At 72.3% G+C, this 26,323-nt stretch carries 15 protein-coding genes; 12 read left to right on the top strand and 3 right to left on the bottom strand.

Annotated elements, in window-relative coordinates; genetic code table 11:
• The first annotated feature begins 65 nt into the window (after positions 1 to 65).
• The 5 genes from glgX to ACICHK_RS27575 all read left to right on the top strand — a co-directional run bounded on the left by glgX (position 66) and on the right by ACICHK_RS27575 (position 10,122).
• Positions 66 to 2,372: a glycogen debranching protein GlgX gene (gene glgX / locus ACICHK_RS27595; RefSeq protein WP_406838973.1), complete on the top strand. Its 2,307-nt coding sequence runs from the start codon at positions 66 to 68 to the stop codon at positions 2,370 to 2,372.
• Between the two features lie 249 nt (positions 2,373 to 2,621).
• On the top strand, positions 2,622 to 4,655 hold the full coding sequence (locus tag ACICHK_RS27590; protein WP_406838972.1) for an ABC transporter ATP-binding protein: 2,034 nt from the start codon (positions 2,622 to 2,624) through the stop codon (positions 4,653 to 4,655).
• Positions 4,652 to 6,535: an ABC transporter ATP-binding protein gene (locus ACICHK_RS27585; protein ID WP_406838971.1), complete on the top strand. Its 1,884-nt coding sequence runs from the start codon at positions 4,652 to 4,654 to the stop codon at positions 6,533 to 6,535. Before ACICHK_RS27590 ends, ACICHK_RS27585 begins: the two co-directional genes overlap by 4 nt.
• A 60-nt stretch (positions 6,536 to 6,595) precedes the next feature.
• Positions 6,596 to 8,368: an ABC transporter transmembrane domain-containing protein gene (locus ACICHK_RS27580; RefSeq protein ID WP_406838970.1), complete on the top strand. Its 1,773-nt coding sequence runs from the start codon at positions 6,596 to 6,598 to the stop codon at positions 8,366 to 8,368.
• The gene (locus ACICHK_RS27575) at positions 8,365 to 10,122 is read left to right on the top strand and encodes an ABC transporter ATP-binding protein (protein ID WP_406838969.1); all 1,758 of its coding nucleotides are present in this window, start codon (positions 8,365 to 8,367) and stop codon (positions 10,120 to 10,122) included. Before ACICHK_RS27580 ends, ACICHK_RS27575 begins: the two co-directional genes overlap by 4 nt.
• A gap of 50 nt (positions 10,123 to 10,172) precedes the next feature.
• On the opposite strand, the gene ACICHK_RS27570 is transcribed toward ACICHK_RS27575, so the two are convergent.
• A complete protein-coding gene (locus ACICHK_RS27570; RefSeq protein WP_406838968.1) occupies positions 10,173 to 10,577 on the bottom strand; it encodes a hypothetical protein in 405 nt (134 codons plus the stop codon).
• Positions 10,578 to 10,666: 89 nt separating this feature from the next.
• Positions 10,667 to 11,467: a TNT domain-containing protein gene (locus ACICHK_RS27565; RefSeq protein WP_406838967.1), complete on the bottom strand. Its 801-nt coding sequence runs from the start codon at positions 11,465 to 11,467 to the stop codon at positions 10,667 to 10,669.
• 566 nt (positions 11,468 to 12,033) lie between these two features.
• Between ACICHK_RS27565 and ACICHK_RS27560 the strand changes: the two genes are divergently transcribed.
• From ACICHK_RS27560 to ACICHK_RS27545, 4 genes are all read left to right on the top strand, one after another.
• Entirely contained in the window at positions 12,034 to 14,079 is a 2,046-nt protein-coding gene (locus ACICHK_RS27560) for a M4 family metallopeptidase (RefSeq protein WP_406838966.1), read from the top strand.
• A 308-nt stretch (positions 14,080 to 14,387) separates the two neighbouring features.
• Positions 14,388 to 16,049, top strand: a complete 1,662-nt coding sequence (locus tag ACICHK_RS27555) for a M4 family metallopeptidase (protein WP_406838965.1) — start codon at positions 14,388 to 14,390, stop codon at positions 16,047 to 16,049.
• Between the two features lie 70 nt (positions 16,050 to 16,119).
• Entirely contained in the window at positions 16,120 to 16,623 is a 504-nt protein-coding gene (locus ACICHK_RS27550) for a DUF1990 family protein (RefSeq protein ID WP_151472025.1), read from the top strand.
• A gap of 217 nt (positions 16,624 to 16,840) precedes the next feature.
• Positions 16,841 to 17,590: a thioredoxin domain-containing protein gene (locus ACICHK_RS27545; protein WP_406838964.1), complete on the top strand. Its 750-nt coding sequence runs from the start codon at positions 16,841 to 16,843 to the stop codon at positions 17,588 to 17,590.
• Positions 17,591 to 17,618: 28 nt separating this feature from the next.
• Here ACICHK_RS27545 and ACICHK_RS27540 read toward each other — a convergent pair whose 3' ends face one another.
• A complete protein-coding gene (locus ACICHK_RS27540; protein WP_406838963.1) occupies positions 17,619 to 20,237 on the bottom strand; it encodes a glycosyltransferase family 1 protein in 2,619 nt (872 codons plus the stop codon).
• 328 nt (positions 20,238 to 20,565) lie between these two features.
• On the opposite strand from ACICHK_RS27540, the gene ACICHK_RS27535 reads away from it, so the two are divergent.
• The 3 genes from ACICHK_RS27535 (at position 20,566) to treS (ending at position 26,217) form a co-directional block, all read left to right on the top strand.
• On the top strand, positions 20,566 to 21,792 hold the full coding sequence (locus ACICHK_RS27535; protein ID WP_406838962.1) for a S8 family peptidase: 1,227 nt from the start codon (positions 20,566 to 20,568) through the stop codon (positions 21,790 to 21,792).
• 220 nt (positions 21,793 to 22,012) lie between these two features.
• Complete coding sequence (locus ACICHK_RS27530) at positions 22,013 to 24,520, top strand: maltotransferase domain-containing protein (RefSeq protein ID WP_406838961.1); 2,508 nt, start codon at positions 22,013 to 22,015, stop codon at positions 24,518 to 24,520.
• On the top strand, positions 24,517 to 26,217 hold the full coding sequence (gene treS, locus ACICHK_RS27525) for a maltose alpha-D-glucosyltransferase (RefSeq protein ID WP_406838960.1): 1,701 nt from the start codon (positions 24,517 to 24,519) through the stop codon (positions 26,215 to 26,217). The genes ACICHK_RS27530 and treS overlap by 4 nt, the downstream gene beginning before the upstream one ends.
• The last annotated feature ends 106 nt before the right edge of the window (positions 26,218 to 26,323 follow it).

The raw sequence follows: 26,323 nt of genomic DNA, 5'->3' as shown, positions 1-26,323 counted from the left end.
GAGCCGCGGCCGGGACGCCGTGCACCCTTTTCCGCGCCGTTCCACGAGCCGTGGGAGGCTGACCGGTGTCGAGCGCACCCGAGCAGGAGGCGGTCCACGAGGGACGCGCCGCGGGCGGCGGGCTGCCCGCGCAGACCGCCGCGGACCCGGCGGGACCGTCCCCCGCGGGCCCGGCGGTGGAACCGGCCGCTCCCGCCCTGAACGGCTCACGGCACCCCGCGGCGCCACCCCCCGCCGCCTGGCCGGGTGCCCCGACACCGCTCGGAGCACGCTTCAGGGTGGGTCCCGACGGCACCACGGGCACCAACTTCGCGCTGTGGGCGGGCGGCGCGGAGGCCGTAGACCTGTGCCTCTTCGACGACGACGGCGCCGAGACCCGCGTCCCGCTCACCGAACTCACCCACGAGATCTGGCACGGCTTCGTCCCCGGTGTGCTCCCCGGCCGCCGTTACGGCTTCCGGGTGCACGGCCGCTGGGACCCGTGGACCGGCGCCCGCTGGAACCCGGCGAAACTGCTCCTCGACCCGTACGCCCGTGCCGTGGACGGCGACTTCACGCTGCCGCCCGAGGTGTACGGGCACGTCCGCGACTGGCCCCAGCAGCAGGTCGCCGACACCGTGCGCGACGACCGCGACTCGGCGCCCCTGGTCCCCAAGGGCGTGGTCGTCCAGGACGACGACGACTGGTCGGACGACCACCGCCCCAAGACCCCGTGGGCGGACTCGGTCATCTACGAACTGCACGTGCGCGGATTCACCCGTCTGCACCCCGGCGTCCCGGAGGAGCTGCGCGGCACGTACGCGGGGCTGGCGCACCCGGCCGCGATCGAGCACCTGGTGAACCTCGGGGTGACGGCGGTGGAGCTGCTGCCCGTGCACCAGTTCGCGCACGAGGACCACCTGCTGCGCCGGGGCCTCAGGAACTACTGGGGCTACAACTCGATCGGCTACTTCGCCCCGCACGCGGCCTACGCCGCCTCCGGCACGCGGGGCCAGCAGGTCGGCGAGTTCAAACGGATGGTGCGCGCGCTGCACGCGGCGGGCATCGAGGTCATCCTCGACGTGGTCTACAACCACACCGCCGAGGCGGGCGAACTGGGCCCGATGCTGTCGCTGCGCGGCATCGACAACCGGGGCTACTACCGGCTCCAGCCGGACGCCCGCCGCTACGCGGACTACACCGGCTGCGGGAACACCCTGCACGTCGTGCAGCCGCAGGTGCTGCGGCTGATCACGGACTCGCTGCGCTACTGGGTCACCGAGATGGGCGTCGACGGGTTCCGCTTCGACCTCGCGGCCGCGCTCGCCCGGTCCATGCACGACGTCGACATGCTCTCGCCGTTCCTCGCCGTCATCGCGCAGGACCCGGTGCTGCGCCGGGTCAAACTGATCGCCGAACCGTGGGACGTGGGCTCCGGCGGCTACCAGGTCGGCGCCTTCCCGCCCCTGTGGACGGAGTGGAACGACCGCTACCGCAACGCCGTACGGGACTTCTGGCGCGGGGCGCTGCCCGACGTACGGGACCTCGGCTACCGCCTGTCCGGGTCGAGCGACCTGTACGCCTGGGGCGGCCGGCGGCCGTACGCCTCCGTCAACTTCGTGACCGCGCACGACGGTTTCACCCTGCGCGACCTCGTGTCCTACGAGCACAAGCACAACGAGGCGAACGGCGAGGGCAACCGGGACGGCACCGACGACAACCGGGCCTGGAACGGCGGGACCGAGGGCGAGAGCGAGGACGAGGGCCTGCGGGCGCTGCGGCGGCGCCAGCTGAGGAACCTGCTGACGACGCTGCTGCTGTCGACGGGGGTGCCGATGCTGGTCGCCGGGGACGAGTTCGGGCGCACCCAGCGGGGCAACAACAACGCCTACTGCCAGGACAACGAGATCAGCTGGGTCGACTGGTCGCAGCTGGAGGACCCCGGCTGGCGGGCCCTGTTCGAACTGACGTCCCGTCTGATCGCGCTGCGGCACGCGCATCCCGTGCTGCGCCGCCGGGCGTTCTTCTCCGGGCGGGCCCATTCGGCCGACGGGCTGCGGGACCTGGCCTGGTTCACCGCGCGGGGCACCGAGATGACGGAACGGGACTGGTACGCGCCCGCCGCGACCCTCGGGATGTACCTGTCGGGGCGGGACATCCCCGGCCGGGACGCGCGGGGCGCCCCGGTCGTCGACGACAGCTTCCTCGCCGTGCTGCACGCCGGGGACCGGCCGGCCTCCTTCGAACTGCCGGGGACGCCCTGGGCCGCGCGGTACGAGGTGGTCGTGGACACCTCGCGCGAGGACCAGGCCGAGGCCCCCGTGCTCACGCACCGGGCGGGCACGGCGATCACGGTGCCGGCGCGGTCGGTGCTGCTGCTGCGGGTCCGCTGAGGGAACGGTCCCGCGGCGGCACGCTCTCCGGGCGGCCGGACCTCCGCCGTCGCACCGGCCGTCGTGCTCGGACCCGGCATCGGCCGATCGGCTGATTCGGCCGTACCGCCTCCCGGGTGCCCGCCCCGGCGGTGGCCGCGCGCCGGCCCCGGCAGTCGCCGGACACCCACCCCCGGCCCCCTCCGAACGATCCGGACGCGCCGAAAACTCGGTGGGCACTGTCAGTGGTGAAACGTAGGCTCGCTCGTGATGACCACCTCCGATGCAGCCGCCCCGGACCACCCCGACCGTTCGACCGTGCGCAGTCTGCTGCGTCTGTGGCCCTACGTACGCCCGGTGCGGGCGAGATGGTTCGGCGCGGCGTTCGTCGCCGTCGTCGCGTCCTGTCTCTCGCTCGTGTTCCCGCTGATCCTGAAGTGGATGGTGGACGGTCCGGTCGCCGGGCACGATCCGGCGGGCGTCTGGCTCGGGGCGCTGTACCTGCTGCTGCTCGGCTTCGCCGAGGCCGGTCTGTTCGGGCTGCGCCGCTGGCTGGTGGCCCGCCCGCTGGCCGGGGTCGAGGCGGGCATGCGGGCCGATCTGTACCGCCATCTGCAGCGTCTGCCGGTCGCCTTCCACGACCGCTGGGCGTCGGGCCAGCTGCTGTCCCGGGCGACCACCGACCTGATGCTCGTCCGCATGTTCCTGGCGTTCCCGCTGACCTTCCTGCTGGTGAACGCGGTGACGATCCTCGCGGGCATCGCCATCATGCTGGCCCAGCAGTGGACCCTCGGGCTGGTGCTCCTCGCCCCCGCCCTCCCCGTCATGGTCGTCTGCTGGTTCTTCGAGCGGCGCTACTCGCAGGTGGCGCGCCGCGCGCAGGACCAGGTCGGCGACCTGACGACGGTGGTCGAGGAGAGTGTGCTCGGCATCCGGATCATCAAGGGGTTCGGGCGCCACCGCAGCCAGGCGCGCGCGTTCCGCGAGCTGTCCCGGACGCTGCGCGGCACGGAACTGGTCAAGGCCCGGCTGCTCGCCGCCATCTGGGGCGTCATCGTCACGCTGCCCGAGTTGGCCATCGGCGCCGCCCTCGTCCTCGGCACGGTCCAGGTCGCCGACGGCCGGCTGTCCGCCGGCACGCTGGTCGCGTTCCTGTCGACCGCGCTCGCCCTGCGCTGGCCCGTCGACTCGATCGGCTTCCTCATCGCCATGAGCCAGGAGGCGGGGACGGCCACGGAGCGGTACTTCGAGGTCATGGACGCGACCCCGGAGTCGGACGGCGCGGGCGTCCTGGCCGGACCGGCGACACCACGGGAATCCGCGACCGGGGCCGCGCGGGACGACAGCGGGCCGGCCGCGCTGGACGGCAACGCCCCGGCCGGGCGGAAGGGCGGCGCCACAGCCGGGCGGGACAGCGGCGTCACAGCCGCGCGCGAGGGCGGCGCCACAGCCGGGCGGGACAGCGGCGTCACAGCCGCGCGCGAGGGCGGCGTCACAGCCGGGCGGGACGACGGCGAGCCGGGCGGGCAGGCCGCCCGCGCGGCCGAGGGCCGAGGCGAGGGCGGACTGCGTTTCCACGGCGTCGGGTTCCGCTATCCCGACGCCCCCGCGGACGCGCCCCCCGTGCTGGACCGCATCGACCTGCACGTGCGCCCCGGCGAGAGCATGGCGCTGGTCGGCGCCACGGGCAGCGGCAAGACCACCCTCACCGCGCTCGTCCCCCGCCTCCACGAGGTGACGTCCGGACGGATCACCCTGGACGGCCGGGACATCACCCGGATGCCCCGCGAGGAGCTGCGCGAGCTCGTCGCCGTCGCCTTCGAGGAGCCCACGCTCTTCTCGGCCACCGTCGGCGAGAACGTCCTGATGGGCGCCGACAAGGCCGCCGGCCGCGCGGAGCTGGACCGCGCCCTCGCCGTGGCGCAGGCCGACTTCGCGCACGGGCTGCCCCGGGGCACGGACACGCAGGTCGGCGAGCAGGGCCTCAGCCTCTCCGGCGGACAGCGGCAGCGGCTCGCGCTGGCCCGCGCGGTGGTCGGCCGCCCGCGCTTCCTGGTGCTCGACGACCCGCTGTCGGCGCTGGACGTGCACACCGAGGCGGCGGTCGAGGCCGCCCTGCGCCGGGTGCTGGCGGAGACGACCGCGCTGATCGTGGCGCACCGCCCGTCCACGGTCCTGCTGGCCGACCGGGTGGCCCTGATCTCCGGCGGCCGGATCGCGGCGGTCGGCACCCACCACGAACTGCTGCGCACGCACGCCGAGTACGCCCACCTGATGTCGGGTGCAGAGGAGGACGGCCGATGACGGCGGCGCCCACGACCACCGCGCCGGGCAGGGAACCGGACGAGGGGACGGACGGCAAGGGCCGGGCCGCCCCGAAACCCGGGTCGCACCAGGATCCCTTCGACCACGACACCCTGCCCGCTCCCCCGGGCGCGACCGCGGCGCTGCTGCGCTCGCTGCTCGCCCCGCTCAGGGCCCGGGTGGTCCTGACCACCGTCCTGCTGCTGCTCCAGCAGGCCGCCGTGCAGGTGGGCCCGCTGCTGGTGGCGTACGCCATCGACCGTGCCGTACCGGCCTTCCGGCAGGACGACCACGGGCCGCTGATCGCCGTCGGCGTCGCCTACCTGCTGTGCGCGGCGGCCTCCGGCGGACTCCAGTACGCCTTCATCATCGCCTCGGCCCGGGTCAACCAGGACGTGCTGCTCGATCTGCGCGGCCGGATCTTCCGGCACGCCCAGGCGCTCAGCGTCGACTTCCACGAGCGCTACACCTCGGGCCGGCTGATCTCCCGCTCCACGACGGACGTCGAGTCGCTGCGCGAACTGCTCAGCGAGGGGCTCCAGGAACTCGTCACCGTCATCCTGTCCTTCGTCTACATCTCGGCGATGCTGCTCTGGCTGGACGTCGGCCTCGGCGCGGTCGCGGTGGTCTCGTTCGTGCCGCTGTACCTGCTCGTCCGCCGCTACCGGCGCCGCGCGGGCGAGATCTTCGCCGTGCGCTCGACCACGATCGCCGCGGTGATCGTGAAGTTCGCGGAGACGATGAACGGCATCCGGCCGGTGCGCGCGTTCCGCCGCGAGGCCGCCAACGAGGCCGAGTTCGGGGTGCTCAACAAGCGGCACGAGAGGACGAACGGCGACGCGCTGCTGGAGATGGCCCAGTACGTCGTCGGCTCCCGGCTCGTCGCCAACACGGCGGTAGCGGGCATCGTGCTGTGGGGCGCCCACCGGGTGGCGTCGGGTTCGCTGGCGCTCGGCGTGCTCGCCGCGGCGGTCCTCTACCTGCGCCGGCTCTACGACCCCATCGACCGCCTCGGGATGTTCCTGAACTCCTACCAGTCCGCCGCGGCCTCGCTGGAGAAGATCGCCGGTCTGCTGGCCCAGACCCCGTCCGTGCCGGAGCCGTCCGTGCCCCGGCAGCTGCCGGCCCTCGCCTCCGAACACCCCGGCCGCGAGGTCGTGTTCGACGGGGTCCGCTTCGCGTACCGCACCGGCGGGGAGGTGCTGCCCGCCTTCTCGCTGACGCTGCCCGCCGGACAGACGGTGGCCGTGGTCGGCTCGACCGGCGCCGGCAAGTCGACCCTGGCCAAGCTGCTGGCCCGGTTCTACGACCCCTCCGACGGGCGGGTCCTGCTCGACGGCGTCGATCTGCGCGAGCTGCCGGTGCCCGAACTGCGGCGCGGGGTGGTGATGGTGACCCAGGAGGCGTTCCTGTTCTCGGGCACGGTCGCCGAGAACATCGCGATCGGCCGCCCCGAGGCGTCCCGCGAGGAGATCGAGCGGGCGGCGAAGGCGATCGGCGCGCACGACTTCATCAGCGCCCTGCCCGACGGCTACGACACGGACGTGCGCAAGCGCGGCGGCCGGATCTCCGCGGGCCAGCGTCAGCTCGTCGCCTTCGCGCGGGCCCTGCTCGCCGACCCGGCCGTCCTGATCCTCGACGAGGCGACCAGCTCCCTGGACATCCCGGGTGAACGGGCCGTGCAGCGCGCCATGTCGACGGTCCTGCGGGGGCGTACGGCGGTGGTCATCGCGCACCGGCTGTCGACGGTGGCGATCGCGGACCGGGTGCTGGTGATGGAGGGCGGGCGGATCGTCGAGGACGGCACACCCGATGAACTCGTAGCGGGCACGGGCCGGTTCGCGGACCTGCACAAGGCCTGGCGGGACAGTCTCGTCTGACGGCGGACGGGCGGGGCGGTGGACGGGCGGGGCGGCGGACGAAGGGGCGGAAGAAGGCCGATGACCGACACGTACGCGGATCCGGGGACACCGGACCGCCGGGGCGGCTGGCGGTTCCTCTGGTGGCTGGTCACCCGGCAGGCGCGCCGGTCGCTCACCGGGGCGGTGGTCTCCGTCGTGTGGATGGGGCTGACCGCGCTGACGCCGTATCTGCTGTCCCGGGCGATCGACGACGGACTGACGCCGGGCGACGGGCCGGCGCTGGCGGGGTGGACGGCCGCCGTGCTCGCCGCCGGGACGTTCAACGCCGGTCTGGGGGTCGTGCGGCACCGCACGATGACCAAGGTCCGGATGGACGCCAACTTCCGTACGGTCAAGCTCGTGGTCGAGCACGCGGCCCGGCTCGGCGCGGCGCTCTCGCGGCAGACCGGCACGGGGGAGATCGTCACGGTCGGCGTCAGTGACGTGAACACGATCAGCAACTCGCTGACGGTCGTCGGGCCCGGTCTGGCCGCGGTCGTCACCTACGCCGTGGTGGCCGCGCTGCTGCTGCCGGTCTCGGTGCAGCTCTCCGCGGTGATCCTGCTCGGGGTGCCGTTGATCGCCGTCCTCGTCGGGCCGCTCACGGTCCGGCTCCAGGGGACCGAGACGGGGTACCGCGAGCGGCAGGCCGTCCTGACCGCGCGCATCGGCGATCTAGCGGGCGGTCTGCGCGTCCTGAACGGCCTCGGCGGCAAGGGGCTGTTCGCGGACGCGTTCCGCCGCGACTCGCGGGCGCTGCGCGAACAGGGGTACCGGGTCGGCGCGGTGACCAGCTGGATCCAGGCGCTGGGCATGGGGCTGCCGTCCGTCTTCCTGGCCGCGGTGACCTGGCTCGCGGCCCGGCTGGCCGCCCAGGGGGAGATCACCATCGGCCAGCTGGTGTCCGCGTACGGCTATGTCGCGGTCCTGGTCCTGCCGGTGTACTTCTTCATCGAGTGCGGATACGAACTCTCCCGGGCCGTGGTCGCCGCACGGCGCGTCGTACGGTTCCTGTCCCTGGAGCCCGCCGCCTCCCGTCCCGACGCCCGGGACGCCCCGGAGTCCCCGGCCGTGCTGCACGATCCGGAGTCCGGGGTCCGGGTGGTCCCGGGGAGACTGACCGTGCTGGCCGGGGCCCGCCCCGAGCAGTCCGCGGCCGTGGTCGACCGGCTCGGCCGGTACGCCGACTCGGACGTGACCTGGGGCGATGTCCGACTCGACCGGGTCGCGCTGTCCCGGGTGCGCGAGCGCGTCCTGGTCGCCGACAACGAGGCCGCCCTGTTCGCCGGCACCCTGCGCGAGATGGTCGAAGGACGCCGGGAGTCCGACGAGGAGACCCTCGCCCGGGCCGTGCGCACGGCCGCCGCCGACGACATCGTCCTCGGGCTGCCGGGCGGCCTCGACGCGGCCGTCGACGCGCAGGGCCGGAGCCTGTCCGGCGGGCAGCGGCAGCGGGTGCGGCTCGTGCGCGCGCTCCTCGCCGATCCCGAGGTGCTGCTCGCCCTCGAACCGACCTCGGCGCTCGACGCGCACACCGAGGCGACCGTCGCGGCCCGGCTGCGCGCCGCCCGCTCGGGCCGTACGACCGTCGTGACCAGCACGTCGCCGCTCGTGCTGGACCACGCGGACACCGTCTTCTTCCTGGTCGACGGCAAGGCCGCGGCCACCGGCACCCACCGCGAACTGCTGCGGGCGGAACCGGGATACCGGTCGCTGGTGGCCCGCGACGCGGAGCCGGACGAGGACACGGAGCCGGATGACGGAGGGGACGCGGGTCCCGTGGCGGGCGTGGACGAGGAGGTCGTGCCGTGACGGTCCATCTGCCGGTGGCGGGGCGCGCCGAGGTGCGGCGGGCGACGGCGCGGCTGATCCGGGCGGACGGGCGGGTGTTCGCCGCCGTGCTCGCCCTGAACGCGCTGGCCGCCGCGGCCGGCCTGGTCGGCCCCTGGCTGCTGGGACGGATGGTCGACGACGTGCGCGACGGCGGCGGTGCGGGGGCGGTGGACGGCCCGGCGCTCGTCATCCTCGTGGCCTCGCTGGTCCAGCTCCTGCTGTCGCGCTGGGCCGGGTACGTGGGGTACCGCTTCGGGGAGCGGACCCTCGCGCGGGTGCGGGAGGAGTTCGTGGAGCGGACGCTGGCGCTGCCCGCGTCGGTCGTGGAGCGGGCGGGCACCGGCGATCTGACGGCCCGCGGCACCGCCGACGTCACGGTGGTGGGCACCACCCTGCGCGACACGGGACCCCAGCTGCTCATCTCCGGCGTGCAGGCCCTGTTCGTCCTCGTCGCCGTCTTCGTCATCGACCCGCTGCTCGGCGCCTGCGGGGTGCTGGGCCTGACCGGCATCGCCTTCGCGCTGCGCTGGTACCTGCGCCGGGCGCGCACCGCCTATCTCGCCCAGGGCGCCGCGACGTCGGAGGTCGCCGAGATCCTCGCGGCCACCGCGTCCGGCGCCCGTACGGTGGAGGCGTTCGGGCTGGGTGAGCGCCGGATCCGGGCGAGCCGGGACGCGCTGGAGGTCTCCCGGGTGACGCGGATGCGGACGCTGTTCCTGCGCAACGTGTTCTTCCCGTCCGTGGAGATCTCCTACGTCGTGCCGGTCGTGGCCGTGCTCCTGGTGGGCGGCGCGCTGCACGCCCGGGGCACGCTGAGCCTCGGCACGGTGGTCGCCGCGACGCTCTATCTGCACCGGCTCGCCGAGCCGCTCGACCAGATCCTGAACCAGGTCGAGCAACTGCAGAGCAGCGCCGCCTCGTTCGCCCGCGTGGAGGGCCTCGCCGACGCGCCGCGCGCCGTCCCGGCCGGCTCCCCCGTACCGGAGGACGACCGGATCGACGTCACCGGCGTGCGGTACGCGTACGACCGCGGCGGCGAGGTGCTGCGCGGGGTGGACCTGACGGTGCGGCCCGGGGAACGGCTGGCCGTCGTGGGCCCCTCCGGCGCCGGGAAGACCACGCTGAGCAGACTGCTGGCGGGCGTCGACGCGCCGGGCGGCGGGACGGTGACGGTCGGACGGGTGCCGGTCGTCGACCTCGACCCGGAGCAGCTGCGCCGGCACGTCGTCCTCGTCACCCAGGAGCACCACGTGTTCCTCGGCACGGTCCGCGACAACCTGCTCATCGCCGGACCGGGCGCCGAGGACGCCGAGGTGTGGGCGGCTCTCGCGGCGGTCGGCGCCGACGACTGGGCCCGGGACCTCCCGGACGGGCTGGACACCGAACTGGGCCCCGGGGCCCTGCCCGTCGACGGCTCGCGGGCCCAGCAACTGGCGCTGGCCCGGGTGGTGCTCGCCGACCCGCACACCGTGATCCTCGACGAGGCGACGGCGCTCCTCGACCCGACGACGGCCCGGCACACGGAGCGTGCGCTGGCCACCGTGCTGGAGGGCCGGACCGTCATCGCCATCGCCCACCGGCTGCACACCGCCCACGACGCCGACCGGGTGGCGGTGATGGAGGACGGCCGGGTGACCGAACTGGGCACGCACGACGAGCTGGTGGCGGCCGAGGGGCCGTACGCGGCGCTGTGGCACTCCTGGCACGGGGACCGGGGCCCCTCGGCCGGCTGAGCCCGGCCCGGACCGTGCGGGACCGTACCGGGAGGCGGGGCCGTGCCGGGCTACGCGGGACCGGCCCCTTCCGCGGACCCGCCGGGGCGCTCGTCGCCGGACCGCTCCTCCGTCCGGCGGCGCATCGCGGCGAGAGCCGCTTCGAGGTCGTCGTCGGCCTGCCGCTGCAGGGCCTCGGGGTCGGGCGCCCGGCCGGCGGGCTCCTCGGGCACGGAGGCGGGCTCCGTGGCGACGAGCCGGTCGTACATCCACCGGCAGGCCGCGTCCTCGTCGGCGAACCGCTCGAAGACCTCGCGGGTCCCCCGCTCGTGGACGCCCACGACCCAGTCCCCGGCGCGGCCGTCGAGGAAGTAGCGGTCGGCCACGAGGGGGGAGGCCGGGCAGTCCACGATCTCGTAGGACGCGGCGGGAACCCGGGCCGCCCCCAGAGCCCGGTACAACGCGAACCGGTCCATGCGTTCCGCCTTCCGCCGGGGCGGAGCCGGCCCGGCCGTCACCGGGTCCGGCTTCCGCGCGGTCGTGCGCCTTCGTGGAAGGGGCGTGGTCAGCCGTTGGTCCGCACCAGCGTTCCGTTGCTCACGAGGTCCGCCACCGTGGTGCGGGGGATGTCGGGACAGAACCTGCTCGACGTCACGTACTGGGTGCCGAGGCCGGGCTGCTCGAACCCGGGGGCGGTCCTGCCCGCGCAGACCGTGACGTCCTTGGCCAGCCGGTAGGAGTGGTAGTTGTACGGGTAGCGCGGGTCGCTGGTGTCCAGGCTCGACGGCGGGATGACGCGCTTGCCGTACTTGGTGCCCTCCGGGGCCAGGAAGCGGCCCGCCTCACTGCCGAAGCGGTCGAGCCGCAGGCCCGCGTGGAGCACGAGGGGGGTGGCGGCCACCGTCCCGTTCAGGTGGGTGAAGCCGTCGTCCGGCGGGTAGCGCCAGTCGCCCTGGCCCGAGTCGGCGGCGGGGTCCCACCACTTGTCGAGGAACTTCACGGCGGTGAGGCCGCCGAGCCGGTCGTAGCGTTCGAGGATGTTCCCCAGCACGCCCCTGGTCGGCAGCCGCCTGGGGCCGAGCCGCCAGTCGCCGCAGAAGTAGAAGCGGCGCAGCTGCGGCGGGATGGGATCCGGTACGAGCCCCCTGCACACGCGCGACGGGTCGGTCCCGGTGTGCTCGTCCGACGGCTTCACATGCCCGGGCACCGGCTTCGGCTCCGGGGTGGCGGACAGGGCGTGGACGCCGGCCGTGCCGCTGTCGCCCGGACGGTCGGGCACCGCGGACGAGACGGAGGCGCCGAGCATCAGGGAGCCGGTCAGGCCTCCCAGCGCCGCCAGGCTCGTACACCAATGTGACCTTCTCACCAAACCTCCTGCGGTCATATGTGTCCGGATCGCACCGACTCGCCCGGTCCAGGGCGCCCGGTACGGACCGGAATGCCGGGGATCACTCAAACCGCAGGGGCCGGAGGCGGACGAGCGGACGTGCCGGAAGGCGCCCGAAAGGGTCCGGGCTTCATTCCGTTGCTGACGGCGGGCCGGTCATCTGGCGGTATGCGCCCCTCCGTCGGAGCCGCGCGCCGGACGCGTCCCGAAGCGGAGGCCGTCGCCGTCCCGCCGCACGGCGGGACGCGCGGGCGCGCCGTCACACCGGGGCGAACATCCGAAGGACAGTCCGTATACCGAACACGACCAACCGGACAACGAACCGTTTCCGGCCATTTTTGTGACGCGGTCCTGACAGAAAGGGTTATCTCCTGCCACTCTTCCCTCGGCAACTTCACAGCAACCTCACAGCAAATCCGGCTGTGTCGTGCCGTACGACCCCATGCACCTGGTTCCGCGCAACGCCCAGTTCTGCCCGGACGGCTCACTCCATCGTCCGGTCTCCCCTGGCCGCGCGATCCGCGGCCATGCAGAAGGAGTCAGTGTTGAGCAGCAGTTCTCCCCACAGACGCACCTCCCACACCACCAAGCGTCGCGTCGCCGGTGTCGCCCTCGTCGGCGTCACCGCCCTGCTGGCAGCGGCCGTCCAGTCGGGCGCCGCGAGCGCCGCCCCCGAACAGACCCCCCGGGCGGGCGGGGTCAACCCGGGCGCCGTCGCCATGAAGCTCACCGCCTCGCAGCGCGCCGAGCTGATACGCGACGCCGACGCGGCCAAGGCCACGACCGCCCGGGACCTGGGTCTCGGCGCCGGCGAGAGCCTCGTCGCCCGCGACGTCATGAAGGACGCCGACGGCACCGTCCACACCCGCTACGAGCGGACGTACGAAGGACTGCCGGTCCTCGGCGGCGACATGGTCGTCGACACCTCCAGGTCCGGCCGGACCGGGCACGTCTACAAGGCGACGAACGCCTCCCTGAAGGTCGCCGAGCTCACGCCCGCGGTCGCCGCCGGCACGGCGGAGAAGCAGGCGCTGTCCGCCGCGAAGGCCGCCGGTTCGAAGAACACCGCCGCCGACCGCGCGCCCCGCAAGGTGATCTGGGCCGCCACCGGCAGGCCGACCCTCGCCTACGAGACCGTCGTCGGCGGCCTCCAGGACGACGGCACCCCCAACGAGCTGCACGTCATCACCGACGCGGCCACCGGCAAGAAGCTCTACGAGTACCAGGGCATCGAGACCGGCATCGGCAACACCCAGTACAGCGGCCAGGTGACCCTGACGACCACGCAGTCGGGCTCCACCTACACGCTGAACGACGGCGCGCGCGGCAACCACAAGACGTACAACCTGAACCACGGCTCGTCGGGCACCGGCACGCTGTTCTCGCAGACGAGCGACACCTGGGGCAACGGCACCACGTCGAACGCCGCCACGGCCGGCGCGGACGCCCACTACGGCGCCGCGGAGACCTGGGACTTCTACAAGAACACCTTCGGTCGCAGCGGCATCAAGAACAACGGCGTCGGAGCCTACTCCCGCGTGCACTACGGCAACGCGTACGTCAACGCGTTCTGGGACGACGGCTGCTTCTGCATGACCTACGGCGACGGGTCCGGGAACAACGACCCGCTGACCGCGCTCGACGTGGCCGGCCACGAGATGAGCCACGGCGTCACCTCCAACACCGCGGGCCTCAACTACTCGGGCGAGTCCGGCGGTCTGAACGAGGCGACCTCCGACATCTTCGGCACCGGCGTGGAGTTCTACGCCAACAACTCGACCGACGTGGGCGACTACCTCATCGGCGAGAAGATCGACATCAACGGCGACGGCACCCCGCTGCGCTACATGGACAAGCCCAGCAAGGACGGCGCCTCCAAGGACTCCTGGTACTCCGGAGTGGGCAACGTCGACGTGCACTACTCGTCGGGTGTCGCCAACCACTTCTTCTACCTGCTGAGCGAGGGCAGCGGCGCCAAGGTCATCAACGGCGTCAGCTACAACTCGCCCACCTCCGACGGGCTTCCGGTCACCGGCATCGGCCGCGACAAGGCGCTGCAGATCTGGTACCGCGCCCTCACCACCAAGTTCACCTCGACCACCAACTACGCGTCGGCCCGCACCGGCACGCTCGCGGCGGCGGGCGAGCTGTACGGCACGACGAGCGCCGAGTACACGGCGGTGCAGAACGCCTGGGCGGCGGTGAACGTCGGTTCACGGCCGGGCGGCGGTGGCGGTGGCGGCACGTCGTTCGAGAACACGGCCGACGTGTCGATTCCGGACAACGGCGCGGCGGTCACCTCGTCGATCACGGTCAGCGGCCGTACCGGCAACGCCCCGTCGAACCTCGCGGTCGCGGTCGACATCGTGCACACCTGGCGCGGTGACCTGCAGATCGATCTGGTCGCCCCCGACGGCTCGACCTACCGCCTGAAGAACACCAGCTCGTCCGACTCGGCGGACAACGTGAACACGACCTACACGGTCAACGCGTCCTCCGAAGTCGCCAACGGCACCTGGAAACTGAAGGTCCAGGACAAGGCGGCACAGGACACCGGCTACATCAACAGCTGGAAGCTCACCTTCCCGTAGGCCGCGGCGGAAGTCCGCACGCGAGCGGTGCGCCAGGGCGCCGCCCCGGGGGTTCGACTCCCCGGGGCGGCGCCCTTCTTTGCCGGAACAGGAGTTTGCGCCAACACACGCTTGACCGGGGCCGGTTCACGCCCGGGTGATCCAACTGTTCACCTGATCGACGATTTTCGGCCAAGGTCTTTATGACCTCCTGACATGTACGCGGCTGGGATGGCACGCTTCACCCGCACGGCTCACCCGCACCGCAACTTCACAACCGTCCTTCCGGCCCCCACGCCGTTCGGACGTCCCCACAAGAAGGAGCTTGCGTGACTCCCCTCTACGCGCGTCACAAGCGCACCACTCTGGCCATCGCCACCGCTGTCGCCGCCGGAGCCCTGCTCACCACCGGTCTGACCACCGGTGCCTCCGCCCAGACCGAGGCGTCCCCCATCGGCCGGGTCACCCCCCTCGCCGCGTCGCCGGTCCAGCTCTCCGCCTCCGCCCGCACCGCGCTCATCCAGAAGGCCGACGCCGCGAAGACGGAGACGGCCCAGCGCATAGGGCTCGGCGCCAAGGAGAAGCTCGTCGTCAGAGACGTCGTCAAGGACGCCGACGGCACGGTCCACACGCGTTACGAGCGCACGTACAACGGACTTCCGGTCCTCGGCGGCGACCTCGTCGTGCACGAGAAGGCCGGCAAGGCCGAGACCGTGACCAAGGCGACCAAGGCGTCCATCAAGGTCGCCTCGCTCAAGCCGCTGGTCACCACCGCCAAGGCCGAGAAGCAGGCGCTCACCGCCGCCAAGGACGCCGGCTCGGCCAAGACCGCCGCCGACCAGGCCCCCCGCAAGGTGATCTGGGCCGCCACCGGCAGGCCGACCCTCGCCTACGAGACCGTCGTCGGCGGCCTCCAGGACGACGGCACCCCCAACGAGCTGCACGTCATCACCGACGCGGCCACCGGCAAGAAGCTCTACGAGTACCAGGGCATCGAGACCGGCACCGGCAAGACGCTCTACTCGGGCACGGTCACGCTCAACACGACCCTGTCGGGCTCGACGTACAGCCTGACGGACGGCACCCGCGGCAGCCACAAGACGTACAACAAGTCGCACAGCACGAGCTCCTCCGCGGGCACGCTGTTCACCGACGCGGACGACGTCTGGGGCACCGGCGCGGCCTCCAGCTCCACCACGGACCAGACCGCGGCCGCCGACGCCGCCTACGGCGCCCAGGTGACCTGGGACTTCTACAAGAACACCTTCGGCCGCAGCGGCATCAAGAACAACGGCGTCGGAGCGTACAGCCGCGTCCACTACGGCAACGCGTACGTCAACGCGTTCTGGGACGACAGCTGCTTCTGCATGACGTACGGCGACGGCTCGGGCAACACGCACCCGCTGACCTCGCTGGACGTGGCCGGCCACGAGATGAGCCACGGCGTCACCGCCAACACCGCCGGCCTGAACTACTCGGGCGAGTCCGGCGGCCTCAACGAGGCCACCTCGGACATCTTCGGCACCGGTGTCGAGTTCTACGCGGCGAACTCCTCCGACGTGGGCGACTACCTCATCGGCGAGAAGATCAACATCAACGGCGACGGCACCCCGCTGCGCTACATGGACAAGCCCAGCAAGGACGGCGGCTCCGCGGACTACTGGTCCTCCTCCGTCGGCAGCAAGGACGTGCACTACTCGTCCGGCGTCGCGAACCACTTCTTCTACCTCCTCTCGGAGGGCAGCGGTTCGAAGACGATCAACGGCGTCAGCTACAGCTCTCCGACCTACAACGGCTCGACGGTCACCGGCATCGGCCGGGCCAAGGCCCTGCAGATCTGGTACAAGGCGCTGACGACCTACATGACCTCGTCGACGAACTACAAGGGCGCCCGTACGGCCACCCTGTCGGCGGCGTCCGCGCTGTACGGCTCCAGCAGCACCGAGTACGCGACGGTGGCGGCGGCCTGGACCGCGGTCAACGTCAGCTAGCGGGAACGTGACCGAACCGAGGCGGCACCCGGCACGGAATCGTGCCGGGTGCCGCCTTACTCTTGCCCCCATGCCCTACACGTACGAGGACGTGGGCGCGACCCGCGAGGACCGCTGCCCCCCGGGCTTCCACCGACTGCACGTGCGCTCCCGCATCGGCGAGGGCGAGGCCGTCTTCCGGCGCGCGTCCGAGGCCCTGATGACCTGGGAGCTGCACCGGGCCATGGGGATCCGCATGGTCTCCGACGCCGACAAGGCGGCGCCGGGCGTCGACGTCACGGTCGGCCTCGGCCTGATCAAGGCCCCCTGCCGCGTGGTCTGGACCGCCGAGGAACCCCGGCGCACCGCGTGGGCCTACGGAACCCTTTCCGGCCACCCCGAGTGCGGTGAGGAAGCCTTCGTCGTCAACCGCACGGGGGACGGCACCGTCTGGCTGACGGTCACGGCCTTCAGCCGGGCGGCCAAGTGGTACGCCCGCGCGGGCGGCGCCGTGACGCGCAGCTTCCAGCGCGCCTACGCCCTGCGCTGCGGCAAGGTGCTGCGCCGCCTGTGCGCACCGCACGACGAGGCCTGAACGACCTCCCATCCGGCCGCCCCCCGCCACCGGCGCCCCCGGCGGCCGGGCGGACGAGGGAAAGAGGTCCCCTCACGGGCGGGACGTACGGGCCGCGTGAACGGGTCCGAGGGTCCCGCCGGTCACGGCCGGAGGGCCGTTCCGGGGAGGCGGTGCGCCGCCGTAGCGTCGGGATCGGCCCCACCGGCCGCCCTCCCCCTCGTGACAAGGGACGCCTATGCCCTCCGACAAGTCCTCACGCCGTGCCCTGGTGATCGGCGCCGCGGTTACCGTGCTCGCGCTCACCGCCGGTGTCGGCATCGGGCTCGCCGCCGACGACGGCTCCGCGCCGGGTGCTCCGGCCGCGGCGGCTTCGAAGGCGGCACCACTCGTCGCCCCGGCGCACACCACCGGGGAAGACGGCACGCTGATCACGTACGGGAAGGCGGACGCCCCCGTCACCGTGAGCGTCTACGAGGACATGCGCTGCCCCTACTGCGCGAGCTTCGAGCGCGAGCTGGGCGCGACCCTCACCTCCCTCGCCGACTCCGGGAAGGTGAAGGTCGAGTTCCACATGGCCACCTTCCTGGACAAGCGCCTCGACGGGAAGGGCTCCCGGACCGCGCTCGCCGCGCTCGGAGCGGCCCTGAACGAGAGCCCGGCCCTGTTCAAGCAGTTCCACACCGCCCTGTACGCCGCCCAGCCGAAGGAGGAGACCACGGACACCTTCGGCAGCACCTCCGAACTGCTGGAGATCGCCGGGAAGGTACCCGGTCTGCGCACGCACGCCTTCAACAAGGCCGTCAAGGAAGGCACTTACCTCGCCTGGGCCGACAAGGTCGGCGAGGCCTTCTACGACAGCGACGTCACCGGCACCCCGGCGGTGAAGGCCGGCGGCCGGGACATCACGGTGCTCGACGACGACGGAAAGCCCGTCGACGCCCGGCAGTTCACCAAGGAGATCGAGGCCGCCGCGGCGAAGCGGTGACCCCGGTCTCCCCGGTGCCCGCACGGACCTACCGCATCAACAGCCCTGCCGCCTCGGCCAGTTCCTCCAACGGCACGGCCACCAGGCCCATTTCCGCACCGGAGGCCAGCAGCCGGTGCGACGGCAGGATCCGGACCGTGTAGCCGAAGGAGCCCGTGCGGTCGAGGGACAGCGGGCCCTCGTACGACCAACGTCCCTCCAGATCAGGCCCGTTGACCGGCTTCAGCGGGACACAGACCGCGTCCGCGATGCGGTCGTCCCCGTCCACCCGGCCCGCCACCGCCTGCACCTCCACGTCGTCGGGGGCGAGGTCGCCGAGGCCCACGCGGACGCGCAGCGACAGCGTGGTGCCCAGTTCGGCGGTCGCGGTGGCCGAGGACGCCTCGACATGATCGACGGTGATCCGCGGCCAGGCGGCACGGACCCGTGACTTCCAGGCGGCCAGCTCGTGGGCCGCCCGGGCGGTGAGAGCGCGGTGGGCCTGGGCAGCCGGGGCGTACAGGCGCTCCACGTACTCGCGCACCATCCGTCCCGCCAGGACCTTCGGGCCGAGGTGGGTCAGCGTCCGGCGGACCATCTCGATCCAGCGGTCGGGCAGGCCCTCCTGGCCGCGCTCGTAGAAGCGGGGGGCCACCCGCTGTTCGAGGAGGTCGTACAGGGCCCCGGCCTCCAGCTCGTCCCGCCGGTCCTCGTCGGTCGCGGTGCCGTCCGCGGTCGGGATCGCCCAGCCGAAGTCGGGCTGGAACCACTCGTCCCACCAGCCGTCCAGGACCGAGAGGTTGAGACAGCCGTTGAGCGCGGCCTTCATCCCGCTCGTCCCGCACGCCTCCAGGGGGCGCAGCGGGTTGTTGAGCCAGATGTCGCAGCCCGGGTAGAGCTTCTGCGCCATCCCCATGCCGTAGTCGGGCAGGAAGACGATCCGGTGGCGCACCCGGGGGTCGTCCGCGAACCGGACCAGCTCCTGGATCAGCCGCTTCCCGCCGTCGTCCGCGGGGTGCGCCTTGCCCGCGACGACGATCTGCACCGGCCGCTCGGGGTGCAGCATCAGGTCCATGAGCCGGTCGCGGTCGCGCAGCATGAGGGTCAGGCGTTTGTACGAGGGGACCCGGCGCGCGAAGCCGATGGTCAGGACGTCCGGGTCGAGCACCCCGTCGATCCAGCCGAGTTCGGCCGTGCCGGCACCGCGCTGGCGCCAGGACGCCCGCAGCCGGTCCCGCACCTCGAGGACCAGCTGTTCCCGCAGCACCCTGCGCAGGTCCCAGATCTCCTGGTCGGCGATCTCGGCCACCGCGTCCCAGCGGTCCGATCCGCCGACGGTCAGCGCGTCCTCGGTGCGCTGCGCGCCGACCTGCCGGGCGCCGAGACGGAAGACCTCGGGAGCCACCCAGGTCGGCGCGTGGACGCCGTTGGTGACCGAGGTGATCGGCACCTCCTCGGGGTCGAAGCCCGGCCAGAGCCCGGAGAACATCTCCCGGCTGACCTGGCCGTGCAGCAGGGAAACCCCGTTCGCCCGCTGGCCCAGGCGCAGGCCCATCACGGCCATGTTGAAGAGGTTCGGCTCGCCCCCGGGATAGGTCTCCATGCCGAGGGCGAGGACGCGCTGCACGTCGATGCGCGGGAGTTCGGCGTCGGCGCCGAAGTGGCGGGCGACCACCTCCCGGTCGAAGCGGTCGATGCCGGCGGGCACCGGGGTGTGGGTGGTGAAGACCGTGCCGGCCCTGACCGCCTCCAGCGCCGCCTCGAAGTCCAGCCCCTCGTCGATGAGTTCGGCGATCCGCTCCAGGCCGAGGAACCCCGCGTGCCCCTCGTTGGTGTGGAACACCTCGGGCTCCGGGTGCCCGGTCAGCCGGCAGTACGTCCGCACCGCCCGCACTCCTCCTATGCCGAGCAGCATCTCCTGGAGGAGCCGGTGTTCGCTGCCGCCGCCGTAGAGCCGGTCGGTGACCCCGCGTTCGCCGGCGCCGTTCTCCTCGACGTCGGAGTCGAGCATGAGCAGCGGGACGCGGCCCACCTGGGCCAGCCAGATCCGGGCGCGCAGCGCGCGGCCGCCGGGCAGCGCGAGGGACACCTGGGCGGGCGTACCGTCGTCCTCGCTCAGGGGCACCACGGGCAGTTCGTTGGGGTCGAGGACCGGATAGTGCTCCTGCTGCCAGCCCTCGCGGGACAGGGACTGGCGGAAGTAGCCGTGCCGGTAGAGCAGGCCCACGCCGATCAGCGGGGCGCCCAGGTCGCTGGCGGCCTTGAGGTGGTCGCCCGCGAGGATGCCGAGGCCCCCCGAGTACTGCGGCAGCGCGGCGGTGATGCCGAACTCGGGCGAGAAGTAGGCGATGGCGGTGGGCAGGTCGGAGGTCTGCTCCTGGTACCAGCGGTCGCCGCTCACGTACTCGCGCAGGTCGTCACGGACCACGGCGAGACGGCTCAGGAAGCCGCTGTCCTGAGTGAGTTCCACGAGCCGTCCGGCCGGCACGCTGCCGAGCAGTCTCACGGGGTCGCCGCCGCAGGCGGCCCAGCGCTCGGGGTCGACGGACCGGAAGAGGTCGCGGGTCTCGGCGTGCCAGGACCAGCGGAGGTTGCGGGCCAGGTCGCTGAGCGGGTGAAGGGCTTCGGGGAGAACGGGTCGGACGGTGAATCTGCGGATCGCCTTCACGAATTCCACCTTCACGGAGGACGTACGCGGCTGAGGGACGCACGGCGTTGTGCGCCCTTCGTCACCCACGACGTTAGCGGCGAGGGTGCCTTCGCGACACGGCGCATCGCGGCACGGCCCCCGATCGGGGCCGACCGTGTGACATCGGCGGGAAATCGACGCAACCTTCCCGGACGCCTCACGGACGCCATGGCCGGTTCTGCCCGCATGGGCGGTCTTGTGGTGCTTCGCACCGCACGAGAGGCTCACCGGGTGGCGTACGGCCGGAGCCCGCCCCGGCGGCCCGCTCCGGCCCCGGTACGTCGAGTCGATGAGGGGAACTCAGCTCATGGCACGGACGAGGAAATGGCGTCTGCGCTGGGCGGCGGGGGTCACCGCGGCCATGACGGCCGCGGTGCTCCCGGCCGTCGCCCCGCCCGCGCAGGCGGCCGTGGCGGGGCGGATATCCGGCGCGGGGGCGCCCGGTTCCGTCAGCGGCAGCTACATCGTGACGCTCAAGGGAGGCACGCGGGTTCCGCCGTCGGCCGGCGCGGGCATCGCCGGGCGGTACGGAGCGAGAATCAGCCACGCCTACGGCACCGCCCTCAACGGCTTCGCCGTACGGGCCGACGCGGGACAGGCCCGGCGGATCGCCGCGGATCCCCGGGTGGCCTCCGTCGCCCAGGACACCCGGGTGGCGTTGGGAGGGGTCCAGGACACCGTCGTGGCACCCGGCCGCGTCCGGGGGAACCCGCCTCCGTGGGGCCTGGACCGGATCGACCGGCCGGGCCGGCCGCTCGACGGCCGGTACGCGGCTCCCGCGCCGGCGGGTTCCGGGGTGACCGTCTACGTCATCGACACCGGCGTCCGCATCACGCACCGGGACTTCGGGGGCCGGGCGAGCTACGGCTGGGACTTCGTGGACGGCGACAGGACGGCCCAGGACGGCAACGGCCACGGCACCCATGTCGCCGGGACGGTCGCCGGAACCGTGTACGGCGTGGCCAAGAGGGCCAGGGTCGTCGCCGTCCGCGTCCTCGACGACAGGGGCGCCGGCTCCACCGCCCAGGTCATCGCCGGCATCGACTGGGTCACCCGGCACGCGAGGAAGCCCGCCGTGGCGAATCTGAGCCTGGGCGGGTACGCCAACGCCCAGCTGGACGCGGCCGTCCGCAACTCCATCGCCTCCGGCGTGACCTACACCGTCGCGGCGGGCAACTCCGGGCTGCCGGCCTCGCTCTTCTCCCCGGCCCGGGTCCCCCAGGCGCTCACGGTCGGCGCGACCGACCGCGCCGACGCGCGGGCGGGCTTCTCCGACACCGGGTCCTCGCTCGACCTCTTCGCGCCGGGGGTGGACATCACGTCGACTTCGTACACCGGCGACACGGCGGAAGCCACCCACTCCGGCACGTCGATGGCGAGCCCCCACGCCGCCGGCGCGGCCGCGCTGTATCTGGCGGACCATCCGGGGGCCGCACCGGCCCAGGTGGCGAAGGCGCTGGTGAGACGGGCGGCCCGGGGAAAGGTGTCGGACGCGGGCCCGGGTTCGCCGAACAGACTCCTGCAGGTCGGCTGACCCTGGTGCGACGCTGGTACAACCAGGGTGATTCGGCCACACCGCACCGGCCTCGCCTGCCCGGGACGAGGCCGGTCTTGTGTGTAGACATACGCGTGAGTAGTTAACAAAGTGCCGGAATGCCCACCCGCATAGCGTGGGAAGGCTCCTCCGGTACCCCCGCAGGCCCCACCTCCCCACGCACATCCGCCCACCCACGTTGACGCGGACAGGAGCGGTCATGCCCGCCACGCACCACACGTCGCCACCCCCGACGACCACCCCCGACACGTCCAGAACGCGCACGGCCGAGGCCGGGCCCCGTACACCCGCCACACCCACCGCGCCCACCCCTCCCGCCACACCGGAGAAACGATCTTCCACCGGCGCGTCCGCCCCTGGCGCGCGCCCGACGAGCGCCGGTTCCACCGGCCCGCGCTCCGATGCCTCCACCCCGGAGACACCGTCCGCCGCCGCCCCGGAGACACCGTCCGCCGACACGTCCGCGGCGGGAACGTCCGCCCGACGGAGCGCCGCCCCCAGGGCCAAGACGGCCAAGTCCGCCCCCAGGACGGCAAAGGCGTCCGCTCCGAAGACGGGGAAGGCCGTCCCGAAGACGGAGAAGACCGCGTCGAAGGGGGTCAAGGCCGCTCCGAAGGCACGCAAGGCCGCCGTCCCCGCCACCCGCACCCCCGACGCGGCCGACGGCCCCCTCGCCTCCGCCGTCACCCCGGTGACGGCCGTCGGGCGCATCCCCGTCCTCGACGTCCACCCGGTCGTGCAGCAGGGACGCCGTCCCGCCAAGGCCGTGGTGGGCGAGCGGTTCGAGGTGTCGGCCACGGTCTTCCGCGAGGGTCACGACGCCGTCGCCGCGAACGTCGTCCTGCGCGGTCCGGACGGCCGCCCCGGCCCGTGGACGCCGATGCGGGAGCTGGCCCCCGGCACCGACCGCTGGGGCGCCCACGTCACCCCGTCGGGAACGGGCCGCTGGACGTACACGGTGGAGGCCTGGAGCGACCCGGTCACCACCTGGCGGCACCACGCGGGGATCAAGGTCCCGGCCGGGATCGACACCGAACTGGTGCTGGAGGAGGGCGCCCTGCTGTACGAGCGGGCGGCCGCCGCCCTGCCGAAGGGAACCAGGGGCAAGAAGGGCAGGGACACGCTCCTCGGGGCCGTGGACGCGCTGCGCGACACCGGCCGCCCCGTGTCCTCCCGTCTCGCGGCCGCGCTGACTCCGCAGGTGGACGCCGTGCTGGCGGGGTGTCCGTTGCGTGAGCTGGTGACGTCGTCAGAGGCGTTGCCGTTGCTGGTGGAGCGGGAGCGGGCGTTGTTCGGGTCGTGGTACGAGTTCTTCCCGCGCTCGGAGAGCGGGCGGGTGGATGTGCCGGTGCACGGGACGCTGCGCAGTGCGGCCGGGCGGCTGCCGGCGATCGCGCGGATGGGTTTCGACGTCGTGTATCTGCCGCCGGTCCATCCGATCGGGACCACCTGGCGCAAGGGTCCGGGCAACACGCTGTCGGCGGGGCCCCAGGACGTGGGGGTGCCGTGGGCGATCGGTTCGCCCGAGGGCGGTCACGACGCGCTCCACCCGGCCCTGGGCACGATGGAGGACTTCGACGCCTTCGTCGCCGGGGCCGCCGCGCTGGGGCTGGAGATCGCGCTGGACTTCGCGCTGCAGTGCTCCCCGGACCACCCGTGGGTGGACAAGCACCCGGAGTGGTTCCACCACCGGCCCGACGGCACCATCGCCCACGCGGAGAACCCGCCCAAGAAGTACCAGGACATCTACCCGATCGCCTTCGACCGCGACATGCCGGGCCTGGTCCGCGAGACGGTACGGATCCTGCGGTTCTGGATGGACCACGGGGTGCGGATCTTCCGCGTCGACAACCCGCACACCAAACCCGTGATGTTCTGGGAACAGGTGATCGCGGACGTCAACGCCACCGACCCCGACGTCATCTTCCTGGCCGAGGCCTTCACCCGCCCCGCCATGATGCGCACCCTGGCCGAGATCGGCTTCCAGCAGTCCTACACCTACTTCACCTGGCGCAACACCAAGGAGGAACTCACCGACTACCTCACCGAACTGGCCGGCGACTCGGCCGCCCGGATGCGCCCCAACCTGTTCGTCAACACCCCCGACATCCTCCACGAGTTCCTCCAGCACGGCGGCCGCCCCGCCTTCGAACTGCGCGCCGTCCTGGCCGCCACCCTCTCCCCCGCCTGGGGCATGTACAGCGGCTACGAACTGTGCGAGAACACCCCCCAGCGCCCCGGCAGCGAGGAATACCTCCACTCCGAGAAGTACCAGCTCCGCCCCCGCGACTGGGCCGCCGCCGAACGCGAGGGCCGCACCATCGCCCCCCTGATCACCCGGCTCAACGCGATCAGGCGGAACAGTCCCGCGCTGCGCCAGCTGCGTGACCTGCACTTCCACCACGCCGACCAGGAGGCGGTGATCGTCTACTCCAAGTCCGCCACGGACGCCGAGGGTTCGAACACGGTTGTGGTGGTGGTCAACCTCGACCCCCACCACACCCAGGAGGCCACCGTCTCGTTGGACATGCCGCAACTCGGCCTGGAATGGCACGAGTCGGTGCCGGTGCGCGACGAGCTCACCGGCGAGACCTACCACTGGGGCAGGACCAACTATGTGCGTCTGGAGCCGGGCGACCGGCCCGCGCACATCCTCACCGTCCTGCGACCGTCCTCACCGCTGATCGGAGGGTCACCCACCACATGATCGTCAATGAGCCCGTCCCGGACACGTTCGAGGACACCCCGGTCAAGGACCGCGATCCCGAGTGGTTCAAACGCGCCGTCTTCTACGAGGTCCTGGTCCGCTCCTTCCAGGACAGCAACGGCGACGGCATCGGCGACCTCAAGGGCCTGACCGCCCGACTCGACTACCTCCAATGGCTGGGCGTCGACTGCCTGTGGCTGCCCCCCTTCTTCAAATCCCCCCTGCGCGACGGCGGCTACGACGTCTCCGACTACACCGCCGTCCTCCCCGAGTTCGGCGACCTCGCCGACTTCGTCGAGTTCGTCGACGCCGCCCACCAACGCGGCATGCGCGTCATCATCGACTTCGTCATGAACCACACCAGCGACCAGCACCCGTGGTTCCAGGAATCCCGCTCCGACCCGGACGGACCCTACGGCGACTACTACGTCTGGGCCGACGACGACAAGCAGTACCAGGACGCCCGCATCATCTTCGTCGACACCGAAGCCTCCAACTGGACCTTCGATCCCGTCCGCAAGCAGTACTACTGGCACCGCTTCTTCTCCCACCAGCCCGACCTCAACTACGAGAACTCCGCCGTCCAGGAGGAGATCATCTCCGCGCTGCGGTTCTGGCTGGACCTGGGCATCGACGGCTTCCGCCTCGACGCGGTGCCGTATCTGTACCAGGTGGAGGGGACGAACTGCGAAAACCTTCCTGCGACCCACGAGTTCCTCAAGCGGGTGCGCAAGGAGATCGACACGCACTATCCGGACACGGTGCTGCTGGCCGAGGCGAACCAGTGGCCCGAGGACGTCGTCGACTACTTCGGCGACTTCCCCTCCGGCGGCGACGAATGCCACATGGCCTTCCACTTCCCCGTCATGCCCCGCATCTTCATGGCCGTGCGCCGCGAGTCCCGCTACCCCGTCTCCGAGATCCTCGCCAAGACCCCCACCATCCCCGCCTCCTGCCAATGGGGCATCTTCCTGCGCAACCACGACGAGCTCACCCTCGAAATGGTCACCGACGAAGAACGCGACTACATGTACGCCGAATACGCCAAAGACCCGCGTATGCGCGCCAACATCGGCATCCGCCGCCGCCTCGCCCCCCTCCTGGACAACGACCGCAACCAGATCGAACTCTTCACCGCCCTCCTCCTGTCCCTGCCCGGATCCCCGATCCTCTACTACGGCGACGAGATCGGCATGGGCGACAACATCTGGCTCGGCGACCGCGACGCCGTCCGCACCCCCATGCAATGGACCCCCGACCGCAACGCCGGCTTCTCCTCCAGCGACCCCGGCCGCCTCTTCCTCCCCACGATCATGGACCCCGTCCACGGCTACCAGGTCACCAACGTCGAGGCCTCCATGTCCTCACCCTCCTCGCTCCTGCACTGGACCCGCCGCATGATCGAGATCCGCAAACAGAACACCGCCTTCGGACTCGGCTCCTACACCGAACTGCCCTCCACCAACCCCGCCGTCCTCGCCTTCCTGCGCGAATACAAGGACGACCTCGTCCTGTGCGTCCACAACTTCTCCCGCTTCGCCCAGCCCACCGAACTCGACCTGCGCGAATTCAACGGCCGGCACCCCGTCGAACTCATCGGCGGCGTCCGCTTCCCCGCCATCGGCGAACTCCCCTACCTCCTCACCCTCGCCGGCCACGGCTTCTACTGGTTCCGGCTCCGGAAGGAAGCCGTCTAGCGAGCCGTCCGACCGGGCCCCGCGGCCCTGGCGGGAGTGAACGGCACGAGGGTGTCCAGGTCTGTTACCACACACCGGTATTGGGCACCCTTGTTCCGTGTCCGCA

It is taken from the genome of Streptomyces sp. AHU1, from assembly GCF_045343905.1.
In the GTDB taxonomy this organism is placed as follows: domain Bacteria; phylum Actinomycetota; class Actinomycetes; order Streptomycetales; family Streptomycetaceae; genus Streptomyces; species Streptomyces triticiradicis.
Note: the sequence above shows the minus strand (reverse complement) of the source record. Positions and strands in the feature narration are given on the sequence as shown.

Bases quoted from the DNA above. Each gene is read 5' to 3' on its own strand.
- ACICHK_RS27590 (WP_406838972.1), top strand. From the start codon at position 2,622: ATGACCACCTCCGATGCAGCCGCCCCGGACCACCCCGACCGTTCGACC.
- ACICHK_RS27585 (WP_406838971.1), top strand. From the start codon at position 4,652: ATGACGGCGGCGCCCACGACCACCGCGCCGGGCAGGGAACCGGACGAG.
- ACICHK_RS27580 (WP_406838970.1), top strand. From the start codon at position 6,596: ATGACCGACACGTACGCGGATCCGGGGACACCGGACCGCCGGGGCGGC.
- ACICHK_RS27570 (WP_406838968.1), bottom strand. From the start codon at position 10,577: ATGGACCGGTTCGCGTTGTACCGGGCTCTGGGGGCGGCCCGGGTTCCC.
- ACICHK_RS27550 (WP_151472025.1), top strand. From the start codon at position 16,120: ATGCCCTACACGTACGAGGACGTGGGCGCGACCCGCGAGGACCGCTGC.
- ACICHK_RS27545 (WP_406838964.1), top strand. From the start codon at position 16,841: ATGCCCTCCGACAAGTCCTCACGCCGTGCCCTGGTGATCGGCGCCGCG.
- ACICHK_RS27535 (WP_406838962.1), top strand. From the start codon at position 20,566: ATGGCACGGACGAGGAAATGGCGTCTGCGCTGGGCGGCGGGGGTCACC.
- ACICHK_RS27530 (WP_406838961.1), top strand. From the start codon at position 22,013: ATGCCCGCCACGCACCACACGTCGCCACCCCCGACGACCACCCCCGAC.
- treS (WP_406838960.1), top strand. From the start codon at position 24,517: ATGATCGTCAATGAGCCCGTCCCGGACACGTTCGAGGACACCCCGGTC.